Raw genomic sequence first — 26,680 nt, forward strand, 5'->3', positions numbered from 1 at the left:
GCTAACCAAAGCGCTATGCTCGCAAGATGACCCTATTTCCTGGCTTGCTCACCCTGCCCCGCCAGTTGCGCCATCCCGAAGTGCGCGACCTGGCCTGGGTCATCCTCGCGCCACCGATGCTCAGCGAAACACCCTGGCCACAACGCCATCCACTCGCCGGCAGCGACTGGGTACAAGCCCCCGAGCAACTGGAACACTGGCTGCGTCAGCTGGATCAGGACAGCCGTGAATTGCAGCGCTGGCTGGCGCTCGGCGCGACTCGTCGGCTGGGCTTGTATTACGAACGGCTCTGGCAGTTTGCCGTGCAGCACGCGCCGGGAATCGAGCTGATTGCCGCCAACCTGCCGATTCGCCGCGAAGGTCATACCCTCGGCGAGCTGGACATGCTGCTGCGTGACCGCGACGGTGTGCATCATCTGGAACTGGCGATCAAGCTGTATCTGGGACCACAGAACGGCGACGGCCACGACACCGCCCAGTGGCTTGGCCCGGGATGTCACGACCGACTGGACCGCAAACTGGCGCATCTGGCCCACCATCAACTACCAATCTCCGCTCGCCCCGAAAGCCGCGAAGCGCTGGCCGCGCTGGATATCCTGCAGTTCAGCGCACACCTGTGGCTGGGCGGTTATCTGCTGTATCCATGGCCAGGCGAAGCTCAGTCACCGGACGGTGCCCACCCGCACCACCTCAAGGGTTGTTGGTTGCATCAGCGAGACTGGGTGCGCTTCATCGCCCAGAGCTCACCCGGCCGTTGGCAACCGCTGCCACGCCACGCCTGGCTCGCACCTGCCCACTACCTTGCCGAGCACACCTGGGACCGCACGCAACTCGAGACCTGGCTGACAGCGCTCGACGCTCAAGCGCCTGCGCAGTTGCTGGTACGCCTGACCGAAAACGGCGACGGAGACTGGGAAGAAGCCGAGCGGTTGTTTCTGGTGGCTGATTTGTGGCCGAACGTGCCGGGGCAGAGTTGAGCCTTGTAGCGTCTGAACCGGCCTCATCGCGAGCAGGCTCGCTCCCACATTTGGAACGCGTACCCCTGTGGGAGCGAGCCTGCTCGCGATGAGGTCGACACGGTCTAGATGGACAGGCGCAACGCCAACGCCGCGAGGGTCACCAGCAATACCGGCAGCGTCAGCACGATCCCGACCTTGAAGTAATACCCCCAGCCAATCTGAATATTCTTGCGCTCCAGCACATGCAACCAAAGCAACGTCGCCAGACTACCGATCGGGGTGATTTTCGGCCCCAGATCGCTGCCGATCACGTTGGCGTAGATCATGGCTTCTTTCACGACCCCGGTGGCCTGGCTGGCATCGATCGACAACGCACCGATCAGCACTGTCGGCAGGTTGTTCATGATCGACGACAACAGCGCGGTCAGCAGCCCGGTGCCCATGGCGGCGCCCCACACGCCGTAATCCCCGAACACGTCCAGCCAACTGGCCAGATGCGCGGTCAGCCCGGCGTTACGCATGCCGTAGACCACCAGGTACATGCCCAGGGAGAAAATCACGATGTGCCACGGTGCTTCTTTCATCACCTTACGCGTTGATATCTTGTGCCCACGGGCGGCGATGGCCAGCAGCAATGCCGCGCACACCGCCGAAATCGCGCTGATGGGAATCCCCAACGGCTCCAGGGCAAAACAGCCGAGCAGCAAAATCACCAGCACACACCAACCGGCAAAGAAGGTTGCCTTGTCGTGAATCGCAGTCTTCGGGTCTTCGAGTTGTTGCGGATCGTAATCAGCCGGAATGTCCCGCCGGAAGAACCACAACAACACCGCCAGCGTCGCCGCGACGGCCACCAGGTTGACCGGCACCATGACCGCCGCATAGCGGTTGAAACCGATGTGAAAGAAGTCCGCGGAGACGATGTTCACCAGGTTCGACACCACCAGCGGCAGGCTCGCGGTATCAGCGATAAACCCCGCCCCCATCACGAACGCAAGCGTCGCTACCGGAGAAAAACGCAGGGCCAGCAGCATCGAAATCACAATAGGCGTGAGGATCAACGCCGCGCCATCGTTGGCGAACAAGGCCGATACCAGCGCCCCGAGCAGCACCATATAAGCGAATAGCTTGCGCCCGTTACCCTGCCCCCAACGAGCCACATGCAACGCCGCCCAGGCAAAGAAACCCGCCTCGTCCAGCAACAGGCTGATGATGATCAGCGCGACAAACGTCCCGGTGGCGTTCCAGATGATCTCCCACACCAGCGGGATATCGCTAACGTGCACTACGCCAGTGAGTAGCGCCAGCACCGCCCCCAGTACCGCACTCCAGCCTACGCCGAGGCCTTTGGGTTGCCAGATCACCAGGGTAATGGTCTGGAGGAAAATCAACGACGCGATGAGCATGCGAAACAGCCTTGAACAAGGGGTAAAAAAGATGAAGGGAGAGTCAGCAGCAGCGGACCGGACGGTCATCCATCGCCTGCAGACGCGCGATGTCAGCGGCAAGCCAGGCACCGTTGGCAGCCAGCGCGCCTTGCAACAGCGTCACGACCCACGGAGATAATTGCGGGTGCAGGCGATAGAAAACCCATTGCCCCTGACGACGGTCCCCCAGCACTCCATGGCTGCGCAATTGCGCCAGGTGCCGGGAGATTTTCGGCTGGCTCAGGTCCAGCGCAGCAGTCAGCTCGCACACGCACAACTCACCCTCTCGGGCGATCAGTAAAGCGATACGACTGCGGGTGTCATCGGCTAGCGCCTTGAACACATCGACGGGATTGCGGGAATCGGGCATGGAAGTGAGAGCGCCTGAACAAACGAAGCGCAAATATATGGAATTACGAATATATGGTAAAGCGAATAAACGGCATCACAAACAACCCGCAGAGCCTCACAAACGGATCACATGCCCTTCGATTGGTGCGATCTGCCCATGAAATAGCCGCGAAATCACCGTTTGTGCAGCTTCAAGCCCATCACTCTCAACCACCCTCAGTAATGGATTGGCCGGTGCCGTCACCTGTCGATAAAACTGCTGCACCGCCTCGCCGATATACTGGCTGAGCCGCTGCGCGCCCCATTCGGCGTTGCGTTTGCGAATCTGGATCGGGGCAAAGAAAAACGCCGGCTGCGGCCCTGTTTTAGCGCTCAATTGCGCCTCATCAGTGCTTTGGGTAGAACCTACAAAGCAGCTGTAAACCAATCGCTCGGCGAAATGCTGATGCACTTGGTCGCGTAAATCCAGATCACCGGAAAAATCCACGTACAAGGTCTGACGGTCAGTGGGCAACGACGCCAACTCGGCATACCCGAGCGTGCGCTCGTAACACCCGAGATGCTCGACAAACGCCTGGTTCCCGGTCGATGTCAGTGCCACTCGTTCCAGATCCGTCTGGCCCTCCAGGCAAACAGCCGTGCCAAAAGCGGTTTTGCTCGAAGCACTGGAGAACACCAGACGAGTCGCACCAAAGAACTGATTGTCCTGTAGGAAGTCCGCCAACATCAACGATGTCAAAAACAGCGGGGCTAACAGGATTTGCAGGTTTTCATTCTTCGGGCTGTAGTACCGATCCCAGCTGCAACGGGTGTATTGGTTGTAAACCGATATCAGTGTTTGCCGGTGCTGCGCGGCGTCATAAAAACCGCGTTTGGTCACCCGCTCCGGACGCATCCAGAGATGACTGGCCAGTGGAAAGTACCCGTAAAAGCGTTCCCCTACTGTAATGTCATCGACTTCAGAGGCCACCACATCGGCAAAACCCCAAGCCGGTATCTGGCCCCATTCCGATTGCCCTGTCGGAAAGAACTCCCAGTAATGCATCGAGTCGCCATAGGCTGCGTAAGTGATGTTATTGGTGGTCAGGGCGCAGCGATCAATCTTCAGGATCACTTCGCCATCCGCCGGAATCAGGCTGCGCTGTTCACGCTCGACTCGACTCTGGTCGATGGCGTTTTTACGGGTGATCAGCCGTGTGACTATGCTCGGGCCTTGCATTGTTCAGATTCCTTGTCACGTGGCTGTCCAAAATCGAATGATTCGATCAACAGTCGACTGGCCAGCGCTTCCTGAGCGCAAGCGCTGGCCCCCGACCGATCAAGCTTTTTTATGTTGCTCGACCCAATCAGCGTAGGCATTGATGAAGTTCTGCAAAAGCGGCCGAACCGATTCGGACACCTTGCCCGAGTCGTCGAACGCCGAACCGGCGTTGCTCAGGTAGGCTTCTGGCTGCTGCATGCAGGGCACGTTGAGAAACACCATGGATTGGCGCAAATGGTGGTTGGCGCCGAAACCGCCGATCGCGCCGGGTGAAGCACTGATCACCGCCCCCGGTTTACCGCCCCAGGCACTCTTGCCATAAGGGCGGGAACCGACGTCAATCGCATTCTTCAAAGGAGCAGGCACCGAGCGGTTATATTCCGGTGTCACAAACAGCACCGCGTCGGATGAGCTCACCTGATCTCGGAAAGTGCTGTAGGCTGCCGGCGGGGTTACGTCGATGTCTTCGTTATAGAGCGGCAGATCGCCAATCTCGACGATGTTCAGCCTGAGGTTCGCCGGAGCCAGTTCAGCCAGCGCCAGCGCAACTTTGCGGTTGATCGACTGTTTTCTCAAGCTGCCAACCAGGACAGCAATCGTATAGACCTTGCTCATTGGAAACTCCCGACTATCTGGCTAAAGGAGCCTGTAGTTATAGATGATTCGGCCGTACTTCACGTGCTCCGTGTCGCGGAATGGTGGTTAAATACTATTTTTTTCCTGTAGGAAAACTTACCAAGCTTATCGACGGTCTACAGAACCGCAAATTGAGTGACTTATCTCCAGAGGTTCTAAGCAGATGGCAGCAGTACTCGTCGGACAATTCCATGCAAGAGACGCGGAAGGCCGTGTTTATTCAGTGCATGAGTTCCAGGAATCCAACCCGCCGCAGGACGGAATCGCCGGCCCTGCGCCTGTCACCACCTATAAGCTGGCTATTGGCGATCGCGTGAACAAACTCGATGACAACGAATTTGTATTGGTGCAATCGGGCGTAACAATCACCCGCGAGCCTGTATCAAACGTCGTCTCATAAGCCACCGTGATGAGCTGAAGTCATAGGCACGGACTTGGGTTAGGATTCAGTTACTGACCCCTCACCTGCTGAACATGGACTTCACGCATGCGTTTACGTCATATCGAAGTGATCCAGGCGCTCCTGCAAACCGGTCATCTGGGCACCGCTGCCGAGATGCTGCAATTGCCGGTGGCCGGGGTCGAGGGGATTTTGCGCGAAGCCGAGGATCAACTCGGCTTCATGCTGTTTGCCAGCGTACGCGGGCGTTTACAGGCCACCCGCGAGGCGCGGGAGCTGCAGGTCGAGATCGCTCACGTCTATGAAGCGCTTGAACCGATACAGCGGCTGGCCAACAGTCTCAAACAGTACCTGGCGCCCCCGTTGCGGATCATTTGCACACCGCCCTTGGCGCAACAGTTGTTGCCACACGGTATCGCCACCCTGCGTCGACGCTTCCCGGATGCGCCCTGCTCGCTGCTCAGCCAGCCCACACGTGAAATCGTCAAAAGCCTGCTGCTGCGTGAAAGCGATCTCGGCTTGAGCCTGCACGACCCCGACCACCCCGACATTCAGTGCCAGATCATTGCCCAAGGCAAACTCCAGCTCCTGGCGCCTCACGGCTGGCTGCAACCCAGGCAAAAATACATTTCCGTGCAGGACCTGGCCGGCCAATCGATGGTCGGGCTGGAAGGGCATGACCCGCTCAGCGTGATGTTCGAGAGCAAGCTGCACGCCTTGCGCCCGGCACCGGTGGTGCAAACCCGGGTCCAGACCCATCAGATGATGCGCAGCATGGTCGAGGCCGGCGAAGGCCTGGCGATCGTCGATCCGTTTACCGCGATTGGCGCCAAGGCCGGTGGACTGGACGTTTGCCCGCTGTCACCGGCGGTTCCGATCAGTCTTTATGCCTTGACCCTGAACAACGTCGCCCCCTCTCCCGCGATTCAGGCCTTACTGGAGATCATCAAGGAACAAGCCGAGGCGATGCTGGCGGGGTAAGCGGATGTTCCAACGGGTTGTCGAACAACCGATACCAGAACAACGCCACTTCAGCAGTTTGCGGGTCAATACCGCGATAGCGCAGATGATCGATGCCACCGATCACATAACCGCAACGCTCATACAGCCGGCAGGCTCCCAGGTTGTTGTTCTGGGTTTCCAGCATGATGCCCGGCAGTTTTTTCTTGCGACTCCAGAACTGCGCGACATACAGCAGCGCCTTGGCCACCCCGTGGCGACGCGCCGGAGCGTGCACCGCCAGCTCATCGATATGGGCAAAACCGTTCCAGTTGGTACTGACCACGATGTGCCCTACCGGATGGTCGTCGAGGTACGCCATGAAAATCGCACTGTCGGCCGCGTCCCGGTAACTGGCGAACTCTTGCGGGTCGATGCCGTAGCATTTGCGGTAGGGCGTAATGGTTTCCAGCGCCCACTGATCCACCGGTTTATTGATCTCTGCGACAGCGTAAGCCCGGACCTCAAAACTGAAGTCACTGCCCCAGATATACGCAGCAAACCCTTGATCGGCGACACGCACCGCCAGACCCGGATGCTTGGGATTGATGACCGGTTGCATACTCGGAAAGGTCCTCAAAGCTTGATGCAATCGACGGTATAACACCGCCCATTGCCCTCGTCTTCGTGCTGCAGGCCGTGCACATCGGCGACGAAACCCGGGAAGCTGCTGTCGAACGTACGGGCGAATGCCAGGTAATCGATGATCGAGTGAGTCGACCCGGTGAAGCGTTCGCCGGGCATGATCAGCGGAATCCCCGGCGGGTACGGCACCAGCATCACCGCAGCAATACGCCCCTGCAACTGGTCGATGGACACCGCCTCGACCTCGCCCCGGACCAATTGATCATAGGCGTCGGCCGGTTTCATGGCGATCTCCGGAAGCACGGTGTACATGCGTTTGAGGTGCTTGGCCGTGGCGTTGCTGCGGTAGCAGGCGTGCAATTGATCACACAGGTCGCGCAGCCCCATGCCCTGATAACGCGCCACGTCTCGTTGCGCGACACACGGTAGACAGGCCGCCAGACTGATGTTGGCGTCGTAGCTGCGTTTGAATTCAAGCAGCTCGGTGAGCAAGGTGCTCCATTTGCCCTTGGTGATACCCATGGAAAACAGCACCAGGAATGAATACAGACCCGTCTTCTCCACCACCAGCCCACGCTCCCAGAGGAACTTGCTGACCACCGCCGCCGGAATCCCCCGCTCGCTCAGTGCGCCACCGGCCGTCAGCCCCGGCATCACCAGCGTCACTTTGATCGGGTCCAGCAGCACGTAATCTTCCGCGATGTCGCCAAAGCCATGCCAGTCGGCTTCGGGCTGCAACAGCCAGTCCGAGGTCGTCACCCGATCGATCCCCTCCACCAGCGGTGGCTGCCAGATGGAGAACCACCAGTCATCGGCGGCAATGTGTTGGCGCAGGTTGGCCAGCGCTCGGCGAAAGCTCAGGGCTTCATCGAACATCTCCTGCAACAACGATCGTCCGGCCGGGCCTTCCATCATCGCCGACGCCACATCCAGCGACGCGATGATGCTGTACTGCGGCGACGTGGAAATGTGCATCATGAACGCTTCATTGAAGCGGTCACGGTCCAGTTGCCGAGCGCCGCCATCCTGCACGTGAATCATCGACGCCTGACTGAAAGCCGCGAGCAGTTTGTGGGTGGAATGGGTGGTGAACACCAGCGGGCTGTCTTCAGTGCGCGAGGTGCCCATGCCATAACGCCCAGCGAAGAACTCGTGAAACGCCGCATACGCGTACCAGGCTTCGTCGAAGTGCAAGACTTCGACGCTGTTGCCCAACGTTTGCTTGATCAGCTCGGCGTTGTAGCAGAGGCCGTCGTACGTCGAGTTGGTCACCACCGCCAGCTTGACCTTTGGCTCCCGGCCCTTGGTCAGCGGGCTCGCGTCGATCTTGGCCTTGATCGATTCGCGGCTGAATTCGCTCAGCGGAATCGGCCCGATGATCCCCAGCTCATTACGCTCCGGACACAGGTACAAGGGGATCGCCCCGGTCATGATGATCGAGTGCAACACCGACTTGTGGCAGTTGCGATCCACCAGCACCAGATCGTCACGCGCGACCATGGCTTGCCAGACGATCTTGTTGGCGGTCGAGGTGCCATTGATCACGAAAAACGTGTGATCAGCGCCGAAATTACTCGCCGCACGCGCCTCGGCTTCCGCCAGCGGTCCGGTGTGGTCCAGCAGCGAACCGAGTTCCGGCACTGAGACCGACAAATCCGAGCGCAGGGTGTTTTCCCCAAAAAACTGGTGAAACGCCTGCCCTACCGGGCTTTTGTGATAGGCCACGCCACCACCGTGCCCTGGGGTGTGCCAGGAATAGTTGGAATCGGCTGTGTGCTGTACCAATGCCTTGAAAAACGGTGGCAGCAAGCCATTGAGGTAGCTACGCGCCGCCCGGGCGACCTGGCGCGCCAGAAACGGCACGGTGTCTTCGAACAGATAAAGAATGCCGCGTAACTGGTTCAGTTCGCTCATGGCATCGGCCGGGGCGTTTTCCAGGGTCACTTGCTCACCCAGGGCGAAGATCGGCAAATTCGGTGCACGGGCACGGGCCACGCGAATCAGCTCGGCCATGTTCTGTAAAAGATGGGTGTTTTCCCCGGCGCCTTCGGCGGCGATCAACATGCACGCCAGGCCGTGGTGAGTCGAAGCCACCAGTCGCCCTTCGGCGTAATCCACCGCAGAAAGGACACTGAAGCCTTCCTGTTCCAACTCCCGGGCGATGCCACGCACACGATCACCGGCGACCGTGTCGGCCTTGATGTCGCGGTGAACAATAAGGACCGGGAACTTCAAGTCTTTATACATGGGGGCTCGGCATCCTGAGGCGGCAGACCGGGGTTTGCCAATACACTCAGGGTAGAGGGTTGAGGCTCATGTGGCGAGCGAATGCACCAATGCTGAGCAAGCACCGCACTGTGGCGAGGGAGCTTGCTCCCGCTGGGGCGCGAAGCGTCCCTAAAATCAGCCACCGCGAGTATTCAGATGGAACGCGATTGCCGGATTACGACCGCTTCGCGGCCGAGCGGGAGCAAGCTCCCTCGCCACAACAGCCCCTTCATCCCATGGTTAGTGGTTAGCCCTGTGCCTTGGCCTCGGCCAGCTGGGTCCAGAGTGCCGGAGCACCGGCGGACTTGGCGATGACTTCAAGGCGTGAGGCGTGCTCGGCCAGGTCCGCTTCACTGGCGCGAATGATCCGCGTCGGCTTGCGATCGGCTGGCAGACGACGGATCTCGCTCGCCTGATTACCCGAACCCTCTCCCGAACCATTACCGTCAGACGCATTACCGGCCAGCGACAGACTGGTCTGGCCGCCGGTCATGGTCAGGTAAACGTCGGCGAGAATCTCGGAGTCGAGCAAGGCGCCGTGCAGTTCACGGCCGGAGTTGTCGACGCCATAACGTTTGCACAAGGCATCGAGGCTGTTGCGCTGCCCGGGGTGACGCTCGCGCGCCATCATCAGGGTGTCGAGGATCGAGCAATGCTGGGTGATATCCGCCCGGTCCTGCTGGCCCATCAGCGCGAATTCGTTGTTGATGAAGCCAACGTCAAACGCCGCGTTATGGATGATCAGCTGCGCGCCCTTGATGAATTCGAAGAACTCATCGGCCACTTCAGCGAAACGCGGCTTGCCCACCAGAAACTCATTGGTGATGCCGTGGACGCCAATCGCGCCCTCGTCACTTTCCCGATCTGGCTGCAAATAAACGTGAAAATGCCGGCCCGTCAGGCGTCGACCGATCAACTCGACGCAACCGATCTCGATAATCCGGTGGCCGTCGGTCACCGGCATGCCGGTGGTTTCGGTGTCGAGCACCACCATCCTCTGAGCCATCTTCTTTCAACCCCTCTTCGTGCCGTTTTGCATAAGGCGGCGATGTTAACACAGAGCTTGAAAGTGCCGTCGCTACCCGGCAGTTGCCCCGTCGGGTAGCGATCGGTGAGGCTCAGCCCTGGTCACCGCCGCCGACCGGCATCACCAGACCGGTGATGTAGGCCGCATCGTCAGACGCCAGAAACAGAATCGCCCCGACCTGCTCGTCAATGGTGCCGTAGCGCTTCATCAGGCTGCTGTCGACGGTTTGATCGACGACCTGCTGGTACCAGACCTTCTCCTGCGGACTTTGCTCGGCGCTGTTGCGCGGAATCCGCCGTGGCGGTGCTTGCGTGCCGCCCGGCGCCGTGGCGTTGACCCGTACGCCCCGCTCGGCGGTTTCAAACGCCAGGCACGCGGTAAGCGCGTTGACCCCGCCCTTGGCCGCGCCGTAAGGCACGCGATTGACCCCGCGCGTGGCAATGGATGACACGTTGACGATAGCGCCGCTGCCCTGCTCCAGCATGAACGGCAACGCGGCATGGCAGCACCACAGGGTTGGAAACAGCGAACGGCGGACTTCGGCTTCGATCTGTTTTTCTTCGTAATGCTCGAAGGGCTTGGCCCAAATGGTGCCGCCGACGTTGTTGACCAATATATCCAGACGGCCGAAGCGCTCGATGGCCGCCGTCATCACGCGATTGCACTCGGCGTACTGTTCAAGGTCGGCGGTGAGGGTCAGCACTTCGCTGGTTTGCCCCAGTTGCGCTTGCAGCTCGAAGACCAGTTCGGAACGGTCGACCAGAATCAACCGCGCACCTTCGGCCGCCATCCGCTCGGCGACTCGCCGGCCAATCCCTTGGGCCGCACCGGTGATCAGCGCGACTTTTTCATGAAACCTGTTCATTTCAATACCTCAAGTTTGCGTAAGAGCACAGCAATCCTTGTGGGAGCGAGCTTGCTCGCGATAGCGATGGGTCAGTCAACATTAATGCTGAATGTACTGCCGTCATCGCGAGCAAGCTCGCTCCCACAGGTCGTGCGACGCCTAAGCTTTTTTACGCAGCGCTCGCAGCGAATTTTTCGTAGTAGAAGTTTGCAGGTTTGATGCCCTGCTCGCGGATGTACTGGCTGACAGCCTCGACCATCGGCGGTGGGCCGCAGAGGTAGACGTCGACATCGCCGTCGTTCAAGTGCTTGGGTTCGATGTGCTGGGTGACGTAGCCTTTCAGCGGGTGTGCGCTGTGCGGGTTGGCCACACAGGCGCTGAAACTGAAGTTCGGGATTCGTGCGGCCAAGGCTTGCAGCCGGTCCAGCTCCACCAGGTCAAAATCGTTGGTTACGCCGTAGATCAAGTGCAACGGATGCTCGCTGCCCTGATCGGCAATCTTCTCCAGCATCGCGGTGAACGGTGCCAGGCCCGTGCCGCCGGCCAACAACAGCAACGGACGCTGAATGTCGCGCAGATAAAAACTGCCCAACGGCCCGGCCAGGCTCATGCTGTCGCCAGCCTTGGCGATGCCGGTGAGGAAACTGCTCATCAACCCGCCCGGCACATTGCGGATCAGGAAACTGACCTCGCCGTCGCGTTGCAACGAGCTGAACGAATAAGCGCGAGTCTGCTCGCTGCCGGGAATGCCAAGGTTGACGTATTGCCCCGGCAGGAACGCCAGTTTGCTCAGGGCTTCGCCTTTGATCGACAGCGCAATCGTGCTGTCCGAAAGCTGACGCACTTCACTGATCGCTGCGCTGTAGCGGGTTTGCTGGGTACGGCAGACGTCCGAGGACACCGGCACGCGTACCACGCAGTCGCTGAGTGCGCGCATCTGGCAGGTCAGCACAAAACCCTGTTCGGCCTCGTCGCTGCTGAGGGCGTCTTCGATGTACTCCTCGCCCAGATCGTAACGCCCGGCCTCGGCGAAGCATTTGCAGGTGCCGCAGGCGCCGTCGCGACAGTCCAGCGGGATGTTGATGCCCTGGCGATATGCGGCGTCGGCCACGGTTTCGCCGGGGTTGGCATCAACGAAACGGGTGACGCCGTCTTCAAAATTGAGTGCGATGGAATGAGTCATGACGGCCGCCTCACAGGTGGTAGACATCGATGACCTGACGAACGTAGTCGTTCTTCAGGATCACTTTCTTGGCCTTGATCAGCGGGCTGTCGCCACGCACGTCGAGGGTGTAGAAACTGCTGCCGAAATAGCTGTCGACGGTCTTGTAGCGAAAGCTCAGGGTGTGCCAGTTGAAACGCACCTTGCACAGCCCGGCGGCCTGTTCGAGCAACTCGATGTTGCTGATGTTGTGCGAGGTCCGGGTGTCCGGCACGCTGGCGCTGGAGCGCTCGGTCTTGATCCGGAAGATGCGGTCTTCCAGGCCCGTGCGGTTGCCGTACCAGATCAGCGAGATTTCCCGTTGCGGATCTTCGGTCAGCTCGTCGTTATCGTCCCAGGACGGCATCCAGAAGGTTGCGTCGGCGGCGTACAGCTCCAGCCAGTTGTCCCATTCCTTGTCGTCGAGGTAGCGCGCTTCGCGGTAGAGGAAATCGCGCACGGCGTCGTAAGTGATGCTCATGACAACTCCTCCACTTTGATCAATGCCGACTGCTCTTCGCTCAAGGCTTTGAGCATGGTTTCCTGCCAGTACTTGTGTTGCAGCACGAACAGGCCTTCGTCTTCGGTGCGCACACCGCTGAGCAACGGGTGCAGATCAATCTCCTTGGCCGCCTCATCGGCACCTTCTACCCAGTGCTCGGCGCCACGGGACATGTCGTTCCAGGCGGTGGTGCTGCCCTGGTAGCCCATCTGGCAAGAACGGAATTCTTCGAGGTCGTCCGGGGTCGCCATGCCACTGACGTTGAAAAAGTCCTCGTACTGACGAATCCGGCTCGAACGCGCGCTGTCGCTTTCACCTTTGGGGGCGATGCAGTAAATGGTGATTTCGGTACGGTTGACCGAGATCGGCCGGGCGATGCGGATCTGCGAACTGAACTGATCCATCAGGTACACGTTGGGGTACAGGCACAGGTTGCGCGAGTTCTCGATCATCCAGTCGGCGCGGGCCTGACCGAAGTCCTTGGCCAGCTCATCGCGCCGTTCATACAGCGGCCGGTCTTCAGGGTTGGACCAACGGGTCCAGAGCAGCATGTGCCCCTTGTCGAAGGAGTAGAAACCGCCGCCCTGCTTGGCCCAGGTGCCGGCGCTCATGGTCGGGTTCTCGTCACCGCATTCGCGCTGTTTGCGCTGGTTCTGGGTGGCCGCATAGTTCCAGTGCACGGAGCTGACGTGGTAGCCGTCGGCGCCATTTTCGGCGGTGAGTTTCCAGTTGCCTTCATAGATGTAGCTGCTGGAGCCGCGCAACACTTCCAGGCCATCAACGGACTGGTCGACGATCATGTCGATGATTTTCGCCGACTCGCCCAGATGCTCACCCAGCGGCACCACATCGGCCTTCAGGCTACCGAACAGGAAGCCACGATAGGATTCGAAGCGCGCGACTTTGGTCAGGTCGTGGGAGCCTTCGCAGTTGAAGCTCGCCGGGTAGCCGGCCGATGCTGGATCCTTGACCTTGAGCAGCTTGCCGGAGTTGTTGAAAGTCCAGCCATGGAATGGGCAAGTGTAGGAGGATTTGTTGCCGGTCTTGTGTCGGCACAGCATCGCGCCGCGATGGCTGCACGCGTTGATGAACGCGTTGAGTTCACCGTCCTTGTTGCGCGCAATGAAGACCGACTGGCGGCCCATGGTGGTGGTGTAGAAATCGTTTTTGTTCGGAATCTGGCTCTCATGGGCGAGGTACAGCCAGTTGCCTTCGAAGATGTATTGCATCTCGAGATCGAACAAACGCGGGTCGGTAAACATCTCCCGCTTGCAGCGGTAGATGCCCTGGTCTTTGTCTTCTTCAAGCAGGGAGTGAAGGTATTCGGGTCGCAGGGACATGGCCGCCGCCTCCATTGTTTTTATTCAGGCAGGCTCATGCTAGGGCGGGTGATGAAAGGGCAATATCCGCTGGGTGCAGACCTTTATCCGTTTTGTGCAAAGGAAAACTGACGCAAACCCCGTAGCAGCTGGCGAAGCCTGCGTTCGGCGGCGAAGCCGTCGTCAATGGCATACCGCGGTCTCTCTGGATGACCGCGTCGTCAGGATTACGACCGCTGCGCGGCCGAACGCAGGCTTCGCCAGCTGCTACAAGGGTTGCAGCGCTTGTATCAATGCCGGCGTTTGAGGGTGTCCGACGGTAATTCGCCGAACTGCTTGCGGTAGCTTTCGGAGAACCGTCCCAGGTGCAAAAAGCCGTAATCCATGGCCAGCTCGGTCACGTTGCGCACCGTGCAGGTCGGGTCGCTGAGACAGGCGTTGACCCGCTCGAGCTTCTTCTGCCGGATGTAGTTTTTCGGGGTGGTGGCCGCATTACGCTCGAACAACCCATACAGCGAACGCAGGCTCATTTGTGCCTGACGCGCCAGTTCTTCGCTGCAAATGTCCTGCTTGAGGTTGCGTTCGATGTAGTCGGCGATCAACTCGAAGTTCGCTGACTGCGAACCGAGGCTGAGGCGCCTGACGTTGGTTTTCATCAAACTAAGCATCTTGCTCACGACAATCTGCGTGTAATGCTCCTGAACTCGCGGCATGCGCTCGCTTGCTTCAGCCTCCTGGCAGACCATGCCCAGCAAGTTGACGAAGCCTTCAAGTTCGTCCAGTTGGTAGCGGTTTTCCAGAAAACGCACGCCCTGTCCCGGGTGCAACCAGCGCTGCTCCTGGCACACCGATTCCAGCAGGCTGGTGGGCATTTTCACGATAAATTTTTCGCAGTCGTCGGAGTACGTCAGGTCCACCGGATCGTCCGGGTTGATCAGCAGCAACTCACCGGGAGCAAAGTAGTGTTCCTGTCGATGACCGCGCCACAGGCAGTTTCCGCGTAACAGCACTTGCAAGTGGTAGATGGTTTCCAGCGCCGGCGAGGTTACCCGCACGCTGCCGCCATAGCTGATACGGCACAGGTCGAGACTGGCAAATTTGCTGTGATTGAGACTGGCCTGAGGGCTGCCGCTTCTGGGTAAACGGATGCAATGGTTGCCCACGTGCTGATTGACGTAGCCCGACACCGCATAGGGGTCGGCCTGCTCAAACACTCTGCTGCGCTCACTCAATAGATGCGCTTGCATAACCGCTCACTCTAATTGTAATTATCGGCTGCGGTGCTGGTGCTATTGGGCACGCACCCCAGAAAAATCAGGCCTGGCCATTCTATGCAAGTCGCCGCAAAGCGGAAGGCCACGAGATCAACGGTCAGTTATCTCGTGGCCTGGGCCAGCGCTGATCAGTTCTCCAGTGCGCGCACTCGCTCGTGACGATGTTGCTCTTCTGGTTGCGCCGACGACTGCAGAGTGAAATCAAATTCGATCTCGGCAAAACGCCCACTGACGCCATGTTCACGCGCACGCTGCTGATCGTCACTGAAGGTGATCTTGGCGATCAGCTCGTCACGGGTAGCATAGGCAAAATCGTCGTGCAGGTACTTGTCGCCGTCCAGGTTGATCTGGGTGGTCAGGTGGCGATGATCGTCAGCCGAGATGAAGAAATGGATGTGCGCCGGGCGCTGGCCATGGCGACCCAATTGATCAAGTAGCTGCTGGGTCGGACCGTCCGGTGGGCAGCCATAGCCCGACGGCACGATGCTACGGAAGCGATAGCGACCTTCAGCGTCGGTGACGATCCGGCGACGCAGGTTGAACTCCGATTGACTGCCATCGAAGTACGAATAAGTGCCGCCAGTGTTGGCGTGCCAGACATCCACCACGGCGCCGGCCAGCGGCTTGCCGTCGGTGTTCTTGACCTGGCCCTGCATGAACAGCCCCACGCCTGGATCAACGCCGTCGTCCAATCGTGCTTCGCCGTTGGACAACGGTGCGCCAGCCACATACAGCGGGCCTTCGATGGTACGCGGAGTGCCACCGGATTTACCGGCCTGCGCGTCTTCGGCGTCCATCAGCAGGTCCAGGTAGTGTTCCAGGCCCAGACCTGCAACCAGCAGGCCCGCCTCTTGGCGTGCGCCCAGTTCGTTCAGGTAGTTGACGGCTTTCCAGAACTCTTCCGGGGTCACTTCAAGGTCTTCGATGATGTTCACCGAATCGCGCAGGATGCGGTAGATCAACGCTTTGGCGCGTGGATTGCCACCGTCGTTGAGCAGACCACTGGCGTCTTCAAGAAACTTCTGTGCGCTGGCAGTGTGGGAAATCTTGGCATTCATGATTAATCCTCATCTTGTATTTATTAGAGTACAGAACTGGCAAACAACGGCTCAGCGATCATCCTCATGAACAGAGGAAGGATGCCTGCACATCGCGTTCACTTCGATAGCCATGTAGGGATAAAGCGGCAGTTGCATCAGCAGGTCGTGCAATTCCTGCACGCTCTCGACGTCGAACACGCTGTAATTGGCGTAAAGCCCGGCGATGCGCCACAGATGGCGCCACTTGCCCTGTTGTTGCAGACGCTGGGCCAGGGCCTTTTCGTCGAACTTGAGCTGAGCGGCGCGCTCCGGGTCCATGTCGACCGGCAAGTTCACGGTCATCTTTACGTGGAACAACATGCGTATCTCCTCAGACGGAATGAATGGCAGTGGAGGTTTTGTCGCGGCGGAAAAACGCCAGACGCTCTTCGTCCAGGCTCAGGCCAAGGCCGGGTGCCTGCGAAACATGCAAATGGAAATCGCGGTAAACCGGCGGCTCGCTGAGGATGTCTTCGGTGAGCAGCAACGGGCCGAACAGCTCGGTGTCCCAGCTGAGTTTGTTCAATGTGAGGAAGGCATGGGCCGAGGCCAGCGTGCCAATCCCGCCTTCGAGCATGGTGCCGCCGTACAGACCGATGCCTGCCGCTTCGGCGATCGCCGCGGTACGCAGCACCGCCCGAGGACCGCCGTTCTTGGCGATCTTCAGCGCGAACACCGACGCCGCGCCTTCGCGTGCCAGGTTGAACGCATCTTCCACGCACTCGATCGACTCATCGGCCATGATCGGCGCCGGGCTGATGGCGTTGAGGCGCACCATGCCGGAACGGTTGTTGCGCGAAATCGGCTGTTCGATCAGGTCGATGCCATTGCCGCCGAGAATCCGGCAAGCCCGCAGTGCGACCGCTTCGTCCCAGGCCTGATTGACATCGACGCGCACGCTGGCACGGTCGCCCAAGGCTTTTTTGATCGCAATGACATGAGCCAGGTCGCGGTCGACTTCGCCGGCACCGATCTTCAACTTGAAGATCCGGTGGCGACGCAGGTCGAGCATTTGTTCGGCTTCAGCGATGTCCTTGGCGGTATCGCCGCTGGCCAGCGTCCAGGCCACTGGCAACGAGTCGCGCACGCGGCCGCCGAGCAACTCGCTGACCGGCAGGCCAAGGCGCTTGCCCTGGGCGTCGAGCAACGCGGTTTCGATACCGGATTTGGCGAAGGTATTGCCGCGAATACTGCGCTCCAGACGCAGCATCGCCGCGTTGATGTTGCAAGCATCCTGCCCCAGCAACAGCGGCGCAAAGTGTTTGTCGATGTTGGTCTTGATACTGTCCGGGCTTTCATTGCCGTAGGCCAGGCCACCGATGGTGGTCGATTCGCCGATGCCTTCGATGCCGTCTTTGCTGCGCACGCGGATGATCACCAGCGTCTGATTCTGCATGGTGTGCATCGCCAGCTTGTGCGGGCGGATGGTCGGTAGATCGACGATGATCGTCTCGATCGATTCAATGGCAGAAGAAAGCATGTCGATACCCGTCAGGTTCTTGAAGTTCTATGACGGATTCTCGTACGGCTTTTTTCAGGGTTCCAATATAGAATTGGTCTGGTTCGATACCTTAAAGGTATTCACCATCGTCGACTGTGGAGGGCTCATGGAGCTGCGTCATCTGCGTTACTTCCAGGTGCTGGGTCAAACCCTGAACTTCACCCGCGCCGCCGAACGCCTGCACATCGCCCAGCCACCGTTGAGCCGGCAGATTCAGCAACTGGAAGATGAACTCGGGGTGGTGTTGCTGGAACGTGGCAGGCCGTTGCGCCTGACCGAAGCCGGGCGGTTTTTCCTGGAACACTCCACGGCCCTGCTTGAGCAGCTGAACAAGGTCTGCGACAACACTCGACGCATCGGCCTGGGCGAAAAAACCTGGCTGGGCATCGGCTTTGCCCCTTCGACGCTTTATGGCGTGTTGCCGGAACTGATTCGCCGCCTGCGCAGCAATGAACCGCTGGAGCTCGAACTGGGCCTCTCGGAAATGACCACCCTGCAACAGGTGCAAGCGCTCAAGGCTGGACGTATCGACGTCGGCTTCGGGCGAATCCGCATCGATGATCCGGCGATTATCCAGACTGTATTGAACGAAGACAGACTGGTAGCGGCGCTGCCCGCCGGGCACCCATTGCTGAGCAGGCCCATCAGCCTCACCGAGTTGGCCGATGAACCGTTTGTGCTCTACCCCGGCAATCCCCGCCCCAGCTATGCCGACCATGTAATCGCGTTGTTCGAATCCTATGGCGTGAGCATCAAGGTCGCGCAATGGACCAACGAACTGCAAACCGCCATCGGCCTGGTGGGCGCCGGTATCGGCGTCACGCTGGTACCGGCCTCGGTGCAGTTGCTGCACCGCGACGACATCGGGTTCACCCCGGTGCTGGAAACCAACGCCACCTCGCCAATCATTCTGAGTCGACGCGTCGGCGATGTGTCACCGGGGTTGAGTCATTGCTTGAAGATGATCGAAGAGTTGCGCATGCGTAAGCCGGTGTAAAACGGCCCTGCGCAGTTTTTAACAATCATTAGCAAAGCTCATAAAGATGGGTGAGCGGCCCCTTGTTAGCGTGTGCCCTGAGTATTTCCCACAGGAATCGCGCACGTCATGACGACAACCTCCACCCTTATCACGCTGCTGATCATCGGCAGCCTGTTCAGCACTGCGGTGCGGGCCACCAGCTTTGTGATGAGCACCGACATCACCCTGAGCATGACCATGAGCGCCACCAAAGGCACCAGCAGCTCATTCAAGGATGACAAGATCGTACTGGCCGCCAAGTCCGATGCCGCGGCGTTTGTGGCCAGTCACGGCGACATTCGTGGCGTTCAGCTGGAGGCCGCATTTGAACGGATTCGCAGCGTGCTCGCCGGCCAGGTCTACTCGGATGAGCAACTGGCCACGGCGATTGTGGTGTTGTGATTTTCGGGAATTTGAAAATCAAAAGATCGCAGCCTTCGGCAGCTCCTACGTTGGAATGCGTCCCCTGTAGGAGCTGCCGAAGGCTGCGATCTTTTAAGGCAGGTCAGTCCTGCTTGTAACCCCGGACGTCGTCGACGCCACGGTTGGCCAACTGGTCGGCGCGTTCGTTGCCGGGATGCCCGATGTGCCCGCGCACCCATTTCCAGGTCACGTTGTGGCGATTGACCTGTTCGTCGAGCATCTTCCACAGATCAGCGTTTTTCACCGGTTCTTTCGCGGCGGTTTTCCAGCCGCGCTTCTTCCAGTTGTCCATCCACTCATTGATGCCTTTCATCACGTATTGCGAGTCGGTGACCAGCAGTACGTCGCAGGAACGCTTGAGCTCTTCGAGGCCACGAATCGCGCCCATCAGTTCCATGCGATTGTTGGTGGTATTGGCTTCGCCGCCCCAAAGTTCCTTTTCAACGCCCTTGCATACCAACAGTGCGCCCCAGCCGCCGGGGCCAGGGTTGCCCTTGCAGGCGCCGTCGGTGAAAAGTTCTACGCTATCGCTCATGCCAACCTATCCAGAAAATGTCTGTGGCCTGCCGATCAATGACCGACAACGCCCGAGGCCGGGCTAGCCCGGCCGGGAAAATAAATAGTTTATTACGGCTTGCTGTCGCGTCGATTGACCTTGGCCATCGGCAGCGGAATCAGTTTGCCCATCGGCTCGCGGCGCACCTGGCGGACCGGTCGCAAGCCAACGACAATCTTGCGCGCCACCAATAAATAGAAGCCGCCACCGGACAACTGCCAGTCACCGGCCTTGCGCTCCCAACCCGCCAGGCGGGCTTGCCATGCCGGGGACGCAAGCGGCGGACGATAGCACCCGAAGCGGCGTTTCTCCAGCGCAAACCCAAGCAGGTTGAGCCAGTCGGCGACCCGCGACGGCGAAATGCAGCGCGCCTTGCGCAGGGCGTCGTGGGCAAATACATGGCGCAGCCCCCAACTGCTCCAGGGGTTGATGCCGATGATCAGCAAATGCCCGCCGGGACGTACGCTGCTGGCGGCTTCGCGCAGTAAACCATGGGGTGACAGGCAGAAATCCAGCCCATGTTGCATCACCACCACGTCGGCGGCGTGTTCACTGAGCGGCCAGGCCTGTTCTTCGCAAACAATCTCGACGCCCGGCAGCGGTGCCCCGAGGCGCACGTTACGTTGCACTTGCGGTGCCGAGGGTGGCGTTTCGGCCGAAGGACCGTAATGCACCAGGTAACCGCCAAAGAAACGCCCCAACTCGTCTTCGAGCATCCGGCGCTCTTCATCCAGCAAGAATTGCCCGATGGGACCTGACAGCCACTCGCGGGCGGCGCTGATCAATGCCAGCCAGTCAGGATCAGCCTGAGCGAACGCTTTATCGGTCATTGCATTCTCCAACTCGCCAAGAAGTTCTAAGATGCACCATTGTTTTCCGCTTGGCGAATCCTGCGATGATACAGATCAGTGCCCTTCCCGCCTTCACCGACAACTACATCTGGTTGTTGCAGGATCATCGCAGCCAGCGCTGCGCCGTGGTCGATCCGGGCGATGCCGCTCCCGTGCAGGCCTGGTTGGCCATGCATCCGCAATGGCAGCTCAGCGACATTCTGGTCACTCATCACCACCATGATCACGTCGGCGGTGTCGAGCAACTCAAAAAAGCGACGGGCGCCACGGTTTACGGCCCCGCAAACGAAAACATCCCCGGGCGGGACGTGGCCCTGAACGATAATGACCGCGTCAGCGTACTCGGTTGGGAGTTTGACGTGTATGCGGTGCCTGGCCACACCCTGGGTCATATCGCTTACTACCATGATGGCCTGCTGTTCTGTGGCGACACCCTGTTCGCCGCCGGTTGCGGGCGCCTGTTCGAAGGCACGCCTGCGCAAATGCACCACTCCCTCAGCCGTCTGGCCGCGCTGCCCGAAGACACGCTGGTGTACTGCACCCACGAGTACACCCTGAGCAATCTGCGCTTTGCCGCCGCTGTCGAGCCGAATAACCCGGACATTGCCGAACGTCTCGAGAAAGTCTCCCAATTACGCGAGGCCGGACAGATGTCGCTGCCGTCGACCCTGGCACTGGAGAAGCTCACCAATCCTTTTCTGCGTACTGGCGAAACATCTGTTAAACAAAAAGCAGACGAACGGAATGGCCGGAATAACCGGGGTCCGAGTGAGGTTTTTGCAGCCCTGCGGGCTTGGAAAGATACGTTCTAAGCGGGGCCACCATTGGTCCAAAAATTCTGAATGGTTGACCGCACCCCGTGCGCTTTCTAGAATCGCCCGACATTTTCGCCCGGAACTAACTTCCAGCCAATGTCGTCATCTATTCGTAAATCCATCAATTCAGACGCATTGACCCGCCTGGCTCAAGCCATCGCGGTGGCTGTGTCCGCCACTCTGGCGGGCTGCCAAAGCACCAGTCATGTGCCGCAAACCGACGCGACACATACACTTTCCGCCCGGACCAAACAAAAACCTGTCTGGCTCAGCGAAAAGCCATCGCCGCTAGCCGCGCAGGACGTCTGGGAGCGCATGCGCCAAGGCTTCCAGTTGCAGGACGGGCTCGGCGTCAACCCGCGTATCGAGCAACAGCGCCTGTGGTTCGCCAGCAACCCATCGTTTCTTCAAGGCGCCAGCGAACGTGGCAGCCTGTACATCCATTACATCGTCGAACGCCTTGAAGAACGCAACATGCCGCTGGAGCTGGCGCTGCTGCCAGTGATCGAAAGCGCCTACAACCCGATGGCCTACTCGCGCTCCGATGCGGTCGGCCTGTGGCAGTTCATCCCGTCCACCGGGCGTTACTTCAACCTGCGTCAAACCCGCTTCTACGACGGTCGTCGCGACATTACCGCGTCAACGATCGCGGCGATGGATTACCTGACCCGCCTGCACGACATGTTCAACGGTGACTGGCTACTGGCCCTGGCGGCCTACAACGCCGGTGAAGGCACGGTCAGCCGGGCCATCGAGCGTAACCAAAAGCTCGGCCTGCCCACCGACTACTGGAACCTGCCGCTGCCGGCGGAAACCCAGGCGTATGTGCCCAAGCTGCTGGCCTTGTCACAAGTGGTTCTGTCGCCGGAAGCCTATGGCGTGAACCTCAACCCGATCGCCAACCGCCCCTACTTCGAAGTCGTCGAAATCAACCAGCGCATGGACCTGTCCAAGGTTGCCGAAGTGGCCAACATCGACGAAGACGAACTGTTCCAGCTCAACCCGGCCTTCAAGCAACGCACCACCATCGACGGTCCCCAGCATTTGTTGGTGCCAACCTCCAAGGCGCAATTGCTGACTGCCAGCCTGTCGACCATGAAACCTGAAGATCTGATCAGCAAGCGTGCGCTCAAACCGGTTTTCGAAGGTGCTGACGACAGTGAGTTGGCCAAGCTCAAACGCAGCTATCGAGTCAAACGCGGCGATAACCTGACGCAGATCGCCAAGGCCAACAAAGTCGACGTCAAGGACCTGCAACACTGGAACAAACTGACCGGCAAAGACCTCAAGGTTGGCCAGACCCTGGTGATGCGAGACACCAGCAAGCGCGGCACACGCATCAGCACGGTGGTTGCGGCCAACAACAAGAAACAGACTCAGTACAAGGTCAAGCAGGGTGACTCGCTGTACATGGTCGCCAAGCGCTTCAACGTTGAGATGCAACACCTCAAGCGCTGGAATCCACGTGTTGGCCAGGCCCTCAAGCCTGGGCAGATGCTGACAGTTTCTTCCCCGCATTAAGTTGATTTGACGCCGAAAAGATCGCAGCCTTCGGCAGCTCCTACATGGATCGATGTCCGTAGAGCTGCCGCAGGCTGCGATCTTTTTTTGCGCCTCTACGCGGCTTTCAGCCGCTACCTTTTTCCTGTCGATACAAGCTGTTACTGTACGGTCCACAAAGCCCAAGCCGCCTGGATCGGATCTCTGCCTTGATGCGTCCCCTCCTCCTGCTCCTAATCAGTCTGGCCTTGAGCTTCCCCGCAAGCGCAACGATCAGCGAAAGCCATGGTTATGCGCAGTTCGGCACACTCAAGTACCCGACCAGATTCACCCACTTCGACTGGGTAAACCCGCAAGCGCCCAAGGGCGGAACCTTGCGGGTCATGGCGTTTGGCACCTTCGATACGCTCAACCCCTACACCTTCAAGGGCACCAGCCCGGTCGCGACCCCGAACTTTCTGCAGTACGGCATCAACGAGCTGAATGAACCGCTGATGGTCGGCACCGGCCAATACGCGCCATCCGGCGATGAACCCGCGTCCAGTTACGGGTTGATCGCCCAGTCCGTCGAATACAGCGAAGACCGTAGCTGGGTGGTGTTCAATCTGCGCCCGGAAGCACGCTTTCACGATTGCACGCCAATCACGGCCTACGACGTCGCGTTCTCCTACCGCTTGCTGCTCAAGGAAGGTCATCCGCAATACCGTACCAACCTTCAGGAAGTACAGCGGGTCGACATCCTCAACCCACTGCGCATCCGTTTCGTGTTCAAGCGTGCCGGCAATCCGTTGCTGATCCTGCGCCTTGGCGAGTTGCCGGTATTGCCGCAACATTACTGGAAAGATCGAGACTTCAAGGCCACTACCTTCGAACCACCGCTGGGCAGCGGCCCTTATCGCATCACCCAGGTACAACCGGGCCGACAGCTGGTGTTCGAGCGGGTCAAGGATTACTGGGGCAAGGACCTGCCGGTCAATCGCGGCAAGTACAACTTTGATCGCGTTGAAGTCGAGTTTTATCGCGACAGCGACGTCGCTTTCGAGGCCTTCAAGGCTGGTGAGTTCGACATCTATATCGAGCACCAGGCCAAGAATTGGGCCACTGGCTATAGCTTCCCGGCCGTGCGGCGTGGCGAGGTGATCAAGGCGCAGATCGACCACCAGATTCCAACCCAGACCCAAGGCCTGTTCATGAACACCCGACGCGGCACGTTTGCCGACGACAAGGTGCGTGAAGCCCTGGGTTTGATGTTCGACTTTGAGTGGACCAACCGCACGCTGTTCAGCGGTGCCTACAAACGGGCCATGAGCTACTACCCCAACAGCGAATTTTCCGCCGTAGGGCTGCCGGTCGGCCATGAATGGCTGATGCTCTCGCCCTACCGCGATCAGCTCCCCGCCAAGCTGTTTACCGAGCCCTTCAGCCTGCCGCAGACCGACGGCCGCGGCATCCCCCGTGAAAGCCTGCGCCGGGCGCTGGGTTTGCTCGCCGAGGCCGGCTGGAAGCCCAATGGTCAGCGCCTGCAGAATGCTGCCGGACAGCCACTGCGTTTCGAGATCCTGCTGGTCAATCCGAACCTGGAACGCATCCTCCAGCCGTACACCGAGAATCTCGCCAGCATCGGCATCGACGCACATCTGCGCACCGTCGACCGTGCCCAGTACAAGCAGCGTCTGGACCAGTTCGATTTCGATATGATCCTGATGACCCTCGATCAAACCCTCAGCCCCGGACTTGAGCAGTGGCAGTACTTCCACTCGAGCCAGGCCTCGGTCAAGGGCAGCAAGAATTACGCGGGCGTTGCCAGCCCGGTGATCGATCATCTGCTGGAACAACTGCTCGCGGCAAAATCCCGTGACGAGCAACTGGCGGCCGGCAAAGCGCTGGACCGGGTGCTTTTGTGGCAGCACTACAGCATTCCCAACTGGTATATCAATTATCATCGCCTGGCGTACCGCAACCGGTTCGCCTTCGTCACCACGCCGCCCTACACCCTGGGGCTGAATGCCTGGTGGTTGAAGACTTCGGAGAAAGCCCAATGATGCGTTTGCGTACCCTGCTGGGTCTGGTCCTTGCGGGGCTTGCCTGCGCGGCCCACGCCGCCCCGCAGCACGCCTTGACCCTGTACAACGAACCGCCGAAGTACCCGGCCGATTTCAAACACTTCGACTACGTGAACCCGGACGCGCCCAAAGGCGGAATCTTCCGTCAGGCCGGCTTCGGTGGCTTCGACAGCCTCAACCCGTTCATCAGCAAGGGTGTGGCCGCCGATGATATCGGCCTGATCTACGACACCCTGGCCAAACACGGGCTCGACGAACCGTTTACTGAATACGGCTTGATCGCCGGCAAAATCGAAAAGGCGCCGGACAACAGCTGGGTACGCTTCTACCTGCGCCCCGAAGCGCGTTTCCATGACGGCCATCCGGTGCGTGCCGAAGACGTGGTGTTCAGCTTCCAGACCCTGATGAAAAGTGGCTCACCGCTCTATCGCGGTTACTACAGCGACGTCGACGAAGTGATCGCCGAGGACCCGTTGCGGGTGCTGTTCAAGTTCAAGCACGCCAGCAACCGTGAGCTGCCGCTGATCCTCGGACAGCTTGCCGTGTTGCCCAAGCACTGGTGGGAAAACCGCGACTTCAGCAAAGGCAATCTGGAAATCCCGCTGGGCAGTGGCCCGTACAAGGTCAGTGAGGTCAAGGCCGGGCGGTCGATCCGCTATGAGCGGGTCAAGGACTATTGGGGCAAGGACCTGCCGGTCAATCGGGGCTTTTACAACTTCGACACCATGACCACCGATTACTACCGCGACAACACCGTCGCACAGGAAGCACTGAAGGCCGGGCAGTTCGATTACTGGTTGGAGATGAGCGCGAAAAACTGGGCCAACGCCTACAACACTCCGGCCGTCACCGAGGGTCGCCTGATCAAGGAACAGATCCCGAACGGCAACCCCACCGGCATGCAGGGTTTCGTGTTCAACCTGCGTCGCCCGGTGTTCCAGGACGTGCGCGTGCGCCACGCTCTGAGCCTGTTGCTGGACTTCGAATGGACCAACAAGCAGCTGTTCAACGGTGCCTACGCGCGCACCCGAAGTTACTTCGAAAACTCGGAAATGGCCGCCACCGGCCTGCCGGATCAGGATCAACTGGCGATCCTCGATCCGTTCCGAGGCAAAATCCCCGATCAGGTCTTCAGCGAAGCATTCCAGAACTCCGTCTGTGACGGCAGCGGAATGATCCGTGCCCAACAGCGCAAGGCCTATCAACTGCTGCAGGAAGCCGGCTGGCGGATCGTCGACGACAAGATGGTCGACGCCACCGGAAAACCGGTGAGCATCGAATTCCTGCTGGCGCAGACCGAGTTCGAGCGGGTGCTGTTGCCGTTCAAACGCAACATGAGTGACCTGGGGATTGACCTGGTGATTCGTCGGGTCGACGTGTCGCAGTACATCAACCGCGTACGCTCGCGCGACTTCGACATGGTGGTTGGCAGCTTCCCGCAGTCCAGCTCACCGGGTAACGAACAGCGCGAATTCTGGAAGTCCGAAAGCGCCGACAAACCCGGCAGCCGCAACTACATTGGCCTGAAAGACCCGGTCATCGATCAACTGGTCGAAGAGCTGATCAACGCCGACTCGCGCAAAAGTCTGGTAGACCATGCCCGGGCGCTCGACAGGGTTTTGCAATGGGGCTATTACGTGATCCCCAACTGGCACATCAAAACCTGGCGCGTGGCCTACTGGAATCACATTGGCCACCCGAAAGTCTCACCGGCCAATGACGTGGGCATTTCCACCTGGTGGGTCAAGCCCGACGCAAAACCTGCGATCGAAGTGCTGACCAAAGAGCAAGCCGATCCTGCGGGCGTGGAGCAATAAG

Annotated in this window: 26 protein-coding genes; 9 read left to right on the forward strand and 17 right to left on the reverse strand. The window is 59.5% G+C overall.

What is annotated here, in order from left to right:
* The first annotated feature begins 26 nt into the window (after positions 1–26).
* A complete protein-coding gene (locus ACIPIN_RS02655; RefSeq protein ID WP_401114895.1) occupies positions 27–977 on the forward strand; it encodes a DUF1853 family protein in 951 nt (316 codons plus the stop codon).
* A gap of 104 nt (positions 978–1,081) precedes the next feature.
* On the opposite strand, the gene ACIPIN_RS02660 is transcribed toward ACIPIN_RS02655, so the two are convergent.
* From ACIPIN_RS02660 to ACIPIN_RS02675, 4 genes are all read right to left on the reverse strand, one after another.
* The gene (locus ACIPIN_RS02660) at positions 1,082–2,365 is read right to left on the reverse strand and encodes an arsenic transporter (protein WP_401114898.1); all 1,284 of its coding nucleotides are present in this window, start codon (positions 2,363–2,365) and stop codon (positions 1,082–1,084) included.
* Positions 2,366–2,408: 43 nt separating this feature from the next.
* On the reverse strand, positions 2,409–2,756 hold the full coding sequence (locus ACIPIN_RS02665; RefSeq protein WP_401114901.1) for a metalloregulator ArsR/SmtB family transcription factor: 348 nt from the start codon (positions 2,754–2,756) through the stop codon (positions 2,409–2,411).
* A 96-nt stretch (positions 2,757–2,852) separates the two neighbouring features.
* Positions 2,853–3,956, reverse strand: coding sequence for a DUF2855 family protein (locus ACIPIN_RS02670; protein WP_401114904.1), 1,104 nt, complete (start codon positions 3,954–3,956; stop codon positions 2,853–2,855).
* Positions 3,957–4,055: 99 nt separating this feature from the next.
* On the reverse strand, positions 4,056–4,613 hold the full coding sequence (locus ACIPIN_RS02675) for an NADPH-dependent FMN reductase (protein ID WP_401114907.1): 558 nt from the start codon (positions 4,611–4,613) through the stop codon (positions 4,056–4,058).
* A 184-nt stretch (positions 4,614–4,797) separates the two neighbouring features.
* Between ACIPIN_RS02675 and ACIPIN_RS02680 the strand changes: the two genes are divergently transcribed.
* Both ACIPIN_RS02680 and ACIPIN_RS02685 read left to right on the forward strand, forming a co-directional pair.
* Positions 4,798–5,034 (forward strand): hypothetical protein, encoded by a 237-nt coding sequence (locus tag ACIPIN_RS02680; RefSeq protein ID WP_401114910.1) that lies wholly within the window; start codon positions 4,798–4,800, stop codon positions 5,032–5,034.
* Positions 5,035–5,121: 87 nt separating this feature from the next.
* Complete coding sequence (locus tag ACIPIN_RS02685; protein ID WP_401114913.1) at positions 5,122–6,015, forward strand: LysR substrate-binding domain-containing protein; 894 nt, start codon at positions 5,122–5,124, stop codon at positions 6,013–6,015.
* Here the strand turns inward: ACIPIN_RS02685 and ACIPIN_RS02690 are convergent.
* The 11 genes from ACIPIN_RS02690 to ACIPIN_RS02740 form a co-directional block, all read right to left on the reverse strand.
* Positions 5,981–6,595 carry a GNAT family N-acetyltransferase gene (locus ACIPIN_RS02690; RefSeq protein WP_401114916.1) on the reverse strand — a complete coding sequence of 205 codons (615 nt, stop codon included), beginning with the start codon at positions 6,593–6,595 and terminating at the stop codon, positions 5,981–5,983. The genes ACIPIN_RS02685 and ACIPIN_RS02690 overlap by 35 nt on opposite strands.
* 14 nt (positions 6,596–6,609) lie before the next feature.
* Entirely contained in the window at positions 6,610–8,865 is a 2,256-nt protein-coding gene (locus ACIPIN_RS02695) for an Orn/Lys/Arg decarboxylase N-terminal domain-containing protein (RefSeq protein ID WP_401114919.1), read from the reverse strand.
* Between the two features lie 268 nt (positions 8,866–9,133).
* Positions 9,134–9,892 (reverse strand): DNA polymerase III subunit epsilon, encoded by a 759-nt coding sequence (dnaQ, locus tag ACIPIN_RS02700; RefSeq protein ID WP_401114922.1) that lies wholly within the window; start codon positions 9,890–9,892, stop codon positions 9,134–9,136.
* 112 nt (positions 9,893–10,004) lie between these two features.
* Positions 10,005–10,778, reverse strand: a complete 774-nt coding sequence (locus ACIPIN_RS02705; RefSeq protein ID WP_401114925.1) for a 1,6-dihydroxycyclohexa-2,4-diene-1-carboxylate dehydrogenase — start codon at positions 10,776–10,778, stop codon at positions 10,005–10,007.
* A 151-nt stretch (positions 10,779–10,929) separates the two neighbouring features.
* A complete protein-coding gene (gene benC, locus ACIPIN_RS02710) occupies positions 10,930–11,943 on the reverse strand; it encodes a benzoate 1,2-dioxygenase electron transfer component BenC (protein WP_401114928.1) in 1,014 nt (337 codons plus the stop codon).
* A 10-nt stretch (positions 11,944–11,953) separates the two neighbouring features.
* Complete coding sequence (gene benB / locus ACIPIN_RS02715; RefSeq protein ID WP_401114931.1) at positions 11,954–12,442, reverse strand: benzoate 1,2-dioxygenase small subunit; 489 nt, start codon at positions 12,440–12,442, stop codon at positions 11,954–11,956.
* A complete protein-coding gene (benA, locus tag ACIPIN_RS02720; RefSeq protein ID WP_401114934.1) occupies positions 12,439–13,803 on the reverse strand; it encodes a benzoate 1,2-dioxygenase large subunit in 1,365 nt (454 codons plus the stop codon). Before benA ends, benB begins: the two co-directional genes overlap by 4 nt.
* Positions 13,804–14,072: 269 nt before the next feature.
* Positions 14,073–15,029: an AraC family transcriptional regulator gene (locus ACIPIN_RS02725; protein ID WP_401114937.1), complete on the reverse strand. Its 957-nt coding sequence runs from the start codon at positions 15,027–15,029 to the stop codon at positions 14,073–14,075.
* A gap of 155 nt (positions 15,030–15,184) precedes the next feature.
* Positions 15,185–16,114, reverse strand: a complete 930-nt coding sequence (gene catA / locus ACIPIN_RS02730; protein ID WP_401114940.1) for a catechol 1,2-dioxygenase — start codon at positions 16,112–16,114, stop codon at positions 15,185–15,187.
* Between the two features lie 51 nt (positions 16,115–16,165).
* The gene (gene catC, locus ACIPIN_RS02735) at positions 16,166–16,456 is read right to left on the reverse strand and encodes a muconolactone Delta-isomerase (protein WP_401114943.1); all 291 of its coding nucleotides are present in this window, start codon (positions 16,454–16,456) and stop codon (positions 16,166–16,168) included.
* Between the two features lie 10 nt (positions 16,457–16,466).
* Positions 16,467–17,615 carry a muconate cycloisomerase family protein gene (locus ACIPIN_RS02740; protein ID WP_401114945.1) on the reverse strand — a complete coding sequence of 383 codons (1,149 nt, stop codon included), beginning with the start codon at positions 17,613–17,615 and terminating at the stop codon, positions 16,467–16,469.
* A gap of 127 nt (positions 17,616–17,742) precedes the next feature.
* On the opposite strand from ACIPIN_RS02740, the gene ACIPIN_RS02745 reads away from it, so the two are divergent.
* Positions 17,743–18,633, forward strand: a complete 891-nt coding sequence (locus ACIPIN_RS02745) for a LysR family transcriptional regulator (RefSeq protein ID WP_401114948.1) — start codon at positions 17,743–17,745, stop codon at positions 18,631–18,633.
* Between the two features lie 108 nt (positions 18,634–18,741).
* Positions 18,742–19,056 (forward strand): DUF2388 domain-containing protein, encoded by a 315-nt coding sequence (locus tag ACIPIN_RS02750; protein WP_401114951.1) that lies wholly within the window; start codon positions 18,742–18,744, stop codon positions 19,054–19,056.
* A 103-nt stretch (positions 19,057–19,159) separates the two neighbouring features.
* Here the strand turns inward: ACIPIN_RS02750 and rnhA are convergent, their stop codons facing one another.
* Both rnhA and ACIPIN_RS02760 read right to left on the reverse strand, forming a co-directional pair.
* Positions 19,160–19,612: a ribonuclease HI gene (gene rnhA / locus ACIPIN_RS02755; RefSeq protein WP_401114954.1), complete on the reverse strand. Its 453-nt coding sequence runs from the start codon at positions 19,610–19,612 to the stop codon at positions 19,160–19,162.
* A 92-nt stretch (positions 19,613–19,704) separates the two neighbouring features.
* Entirely contained in the window at positions 19,705–20,463 is a 759-nt protein-coding gene (locus ACIPIN_RS02760; RefSeq protein WP_401114957.1) for a class I SAM-dependent methyltransferase, read from the reverse strand.
* 65 nt (positions 20,464–20,528) lie between these two features.
* Between ACIPIN_RS02760 and gloB the strand changes: the two genes are divergently transcribed.
* From gloB to ACIPIN_RS02780, 4 genes are all read left to right on the forward strand, one after another.
* The gene (gene gloB / locus ACIPIN_RS02765; RefSeq protein WP_401114960.1) at positions 20,529–21,296 is read left to right on the forward strand and encodes a hydroxyacylglutathione hydrolase; all 768 of its coding nucleotides are present in this window, start codon (positions 20,529–20,531) and stop codon (positions 21,294–21,296) included.
* A gap of 99 nt (positions 21,297–21,395) precedes the next feature.
* Positions 21,396–22,820, forward strand: coding sequence for a transglycosylase SLT domain-containing protein (locus ACIPIN_RS02770; RefSeq protein ID WP_401114963.1), 1,425 nt, complete (start codon positions 21,396–21,398; stop codon positions 22,818–22,820).
* A gap of 191 nt (positions 22,821–23,011) precedes the next feature.
* Entirely contained in the window at positions 23,012–24,841 is a 1,830-nt protein-coding gene (locus ACIPIN_RS02775) for an extracellular solute-binding protein (protein ID WP_401114966.1), read from the forward strand.
* Positions 24,838–26,679 carry an extracellular solute-binding protein gene (locus ACIPIN_RS02780; RefSeq protein WP_401114969.1) on the forward strand — a complete coding sequence of 614 codons (1,842 nt, stop codon included), beginning with the start codon at positions 24,838–24,840 and terminating at the stop codon, positions 26,677–26,679. Before ACIPIN_RS02775 ends, ACIPIN_RS02780 begins: the two co-directional genes overlap by 4 nt.
* The last annotated feature ends 1 nt before the right edge of the window (position 26,680 follow it).

Origin of the sequence: Pseudomonas sp. NPDC087697, assembly GCF_044743155.1 — a bacterium.
GTDB lineage: Bacteria > Pseudomonadota > Gammaproteobacteria > Pseudomonadales > Pseudomonadaceae > Aquipseudomonas.

Excerpts from the sequence above, each read along its gene's own strand:
- ACIPIN_RS02655 (WP_401114895.1), top strand. The coding sequence starts at position 27 with ATGACCCTATTTCCTGGCTTGCTCACCCTGCCCCGCCAGTTGCGCCAT.
- benB (WP_401114931.1), bottom strand. The coding sequence starts at position 12,442 with ATGAGCATCACTTACGACGCCGTGCGCGATTTCCTCTACCGCGAAGCG.
- rnhA (WP_401114954.1), bottom strand. The coding sequence starts at position 19,612 with ATGAGCGATAGCGTAGAACTTTTCACCGACGGCGCCTGCAAGGGCAAC.
- ACIPIN_RS02705 (WP_401114925.1), bottom strand. The coding sequence starts at position 10,778 with ATGAACAGGTTTCATGAAAAAGTCGCGCTGATCACCGGTGCGGCCCAA.
- ACIPIN_RS02690 (WP_401114916.1), bottom strand. The coding sequence starts at position 6,595 with ATGCAACCGGTCATCAATCCCAAGCATCCGGGTCTGGCGGTGCGTGTC.
- ACIPIN_RS02775 (WP_401114966.1), top strand. The coding sequence starts at position 23,012 with ATGCGTCCCCTCCTCCTGCTCCTAATCAGTCTGGCCTTGAGCTTCCCC.
- ACIPIN_RS02745 (WP_401114948.1), top strand. The coding sequence starts at position 17,743 with ATGGAGCTGCGTCATCTGCGTTACTTCCAGGTGCTGGGTCAAACCCTG.
- ACIPIN_RS02750 (WP_401114951.1), top strand. The coding sequence starts at position 18,742 with ATGACGACAACCTCCACCCTTATCACGCTGCTGATCATCGGCAGCCTG.
- ACIPIN_RS02770 (WP_401114963.1), top strand. The coding sequence starts at position 21,396 with ATGTCGTCATCTATTCGTAAATCCATCAATTCAGACGCATTGACCCGC.
- ACIPIN_RS02780 (WP_401114969.1), top strand. The coding sequence starts at position 24,838 with ATGATGCGTTTGCGTACCCTGCTGGGTCTGGTCCTTGCGGGGCTTGCC.
- ACIPIN_RS02670 (WP_401114904.1), bottom strand. The coding sequence starts at position 3,956 with ATGCAAGGCCCGAGCATAGTCACACGGCTGATCACCCGTAAAAACGCC.
- catA (WP_401114940.1), bottom strand. The coding sequence starts at position 16,114 with ATGAATGCCAAGATTTCCCACACTGCCAGCGCACAGAAGTTTCTTGAA.
- gloB (WP_401114960.1), top strand. The coding sequence starts at position 20,529 with ATGATACAGATCAGTGCCCTTCCCGCCTTCACCGACAACTACATCTGG.
- ACIPIN_RS02685 (WP_401114913.1), top strand. The coding sequence starts at position 5,122 with ATGCGTTTACGTCATATCGAAGTGATCCAGGCGCTCCTGCAAACCGGT.
- ACIPIN_RS02740 (WP_401114945.1), bottom strand. The coding sequence starts at position 17,615 with ATGCTTTCTTCTGCCATTGAATCGATCGAGACGATCATCGTCGATCTA.
- ACIPIN_RS02695 (WP_401114919.1), bottom strand. The coding sequence starts at position 8,865 with ATGTATAAAGACTTGAAGTTCCCGGTCCTTATTGTTCACCGCGACATC.
- benA (WP_401114934.1), bottom strand. The coding sequence starts at position 13,803 with ATGTCCCTGCGACCCGAATACCTTCACTCCCTGCTTGAAGAAGACAAA.
- dnaQ (WP_401114922.1), bottom strand. The coding sequence starts at position 9,892 with ATGGCTCAGAGGATGGTGGTGCTCGACACCGAAACCACCGGCATGCCG.
- benC (WP_401114928.1), bottom strand. The coding sequence starts at position 11,943 with ATGACTCATTCCATCGCACTCAATTTTGAAGACGGCGTCACCCGTTTC.
- ACIPIN_RS02675 (WP_401114907.1), bottom strand. The coding sequence starts at position 4,613 with ATGAGCAAGGTCTATACGATTGCTGTCCTGGTTGGCAGCTTGAGAAAA.
- ACIPIN_RS02725 (WP_401114937.1), bottom strand. The coding sequence starts at position 15,029 with ATGCAAGCGCATCTATTGAGTGAGCGCAGCAGAGTGTTTGAGCAGGCC.
- ACIPIN_RS02680 (WP_401114910.1), top strand. The coding sequence starts at position 4,798 with ATGGCAGCAGTACTCGTCGGACAATTCCATGCAAGAGACGCGGAAGGC.
- ACIPIN_RS02665 (WP_401114901.1), bottom strand. The coding sequence starts at position 2,756 with ATGCCCGATTCCCGCAATCCCGTCGATGTGTTCAAGGCGCTAGCCGAT.
- ACIPIN_RS02660 (WP_401114898.1), bottom strand. The coding sequence starts at position 2,365 with ATGCTCATCGCGTCGTTGATTTTCCTCCAGACCATTACCCTGGTGATC.
- ACIPIN_RS02760 (WP_401114957.1), bottom strand. The coding sequence starts at position 20,463 with ATGACCGATAAAGCGTTCGCTCAGGCTGATCCTGACTGGCTGGCATTG.
- catC (WP_401114943.1), bottom strand. The coding sequence starts at position 16,456 with ATGTTGTTCCACGTAAAGATGACCGTGAACTTGCCGGTCGACATGGAC.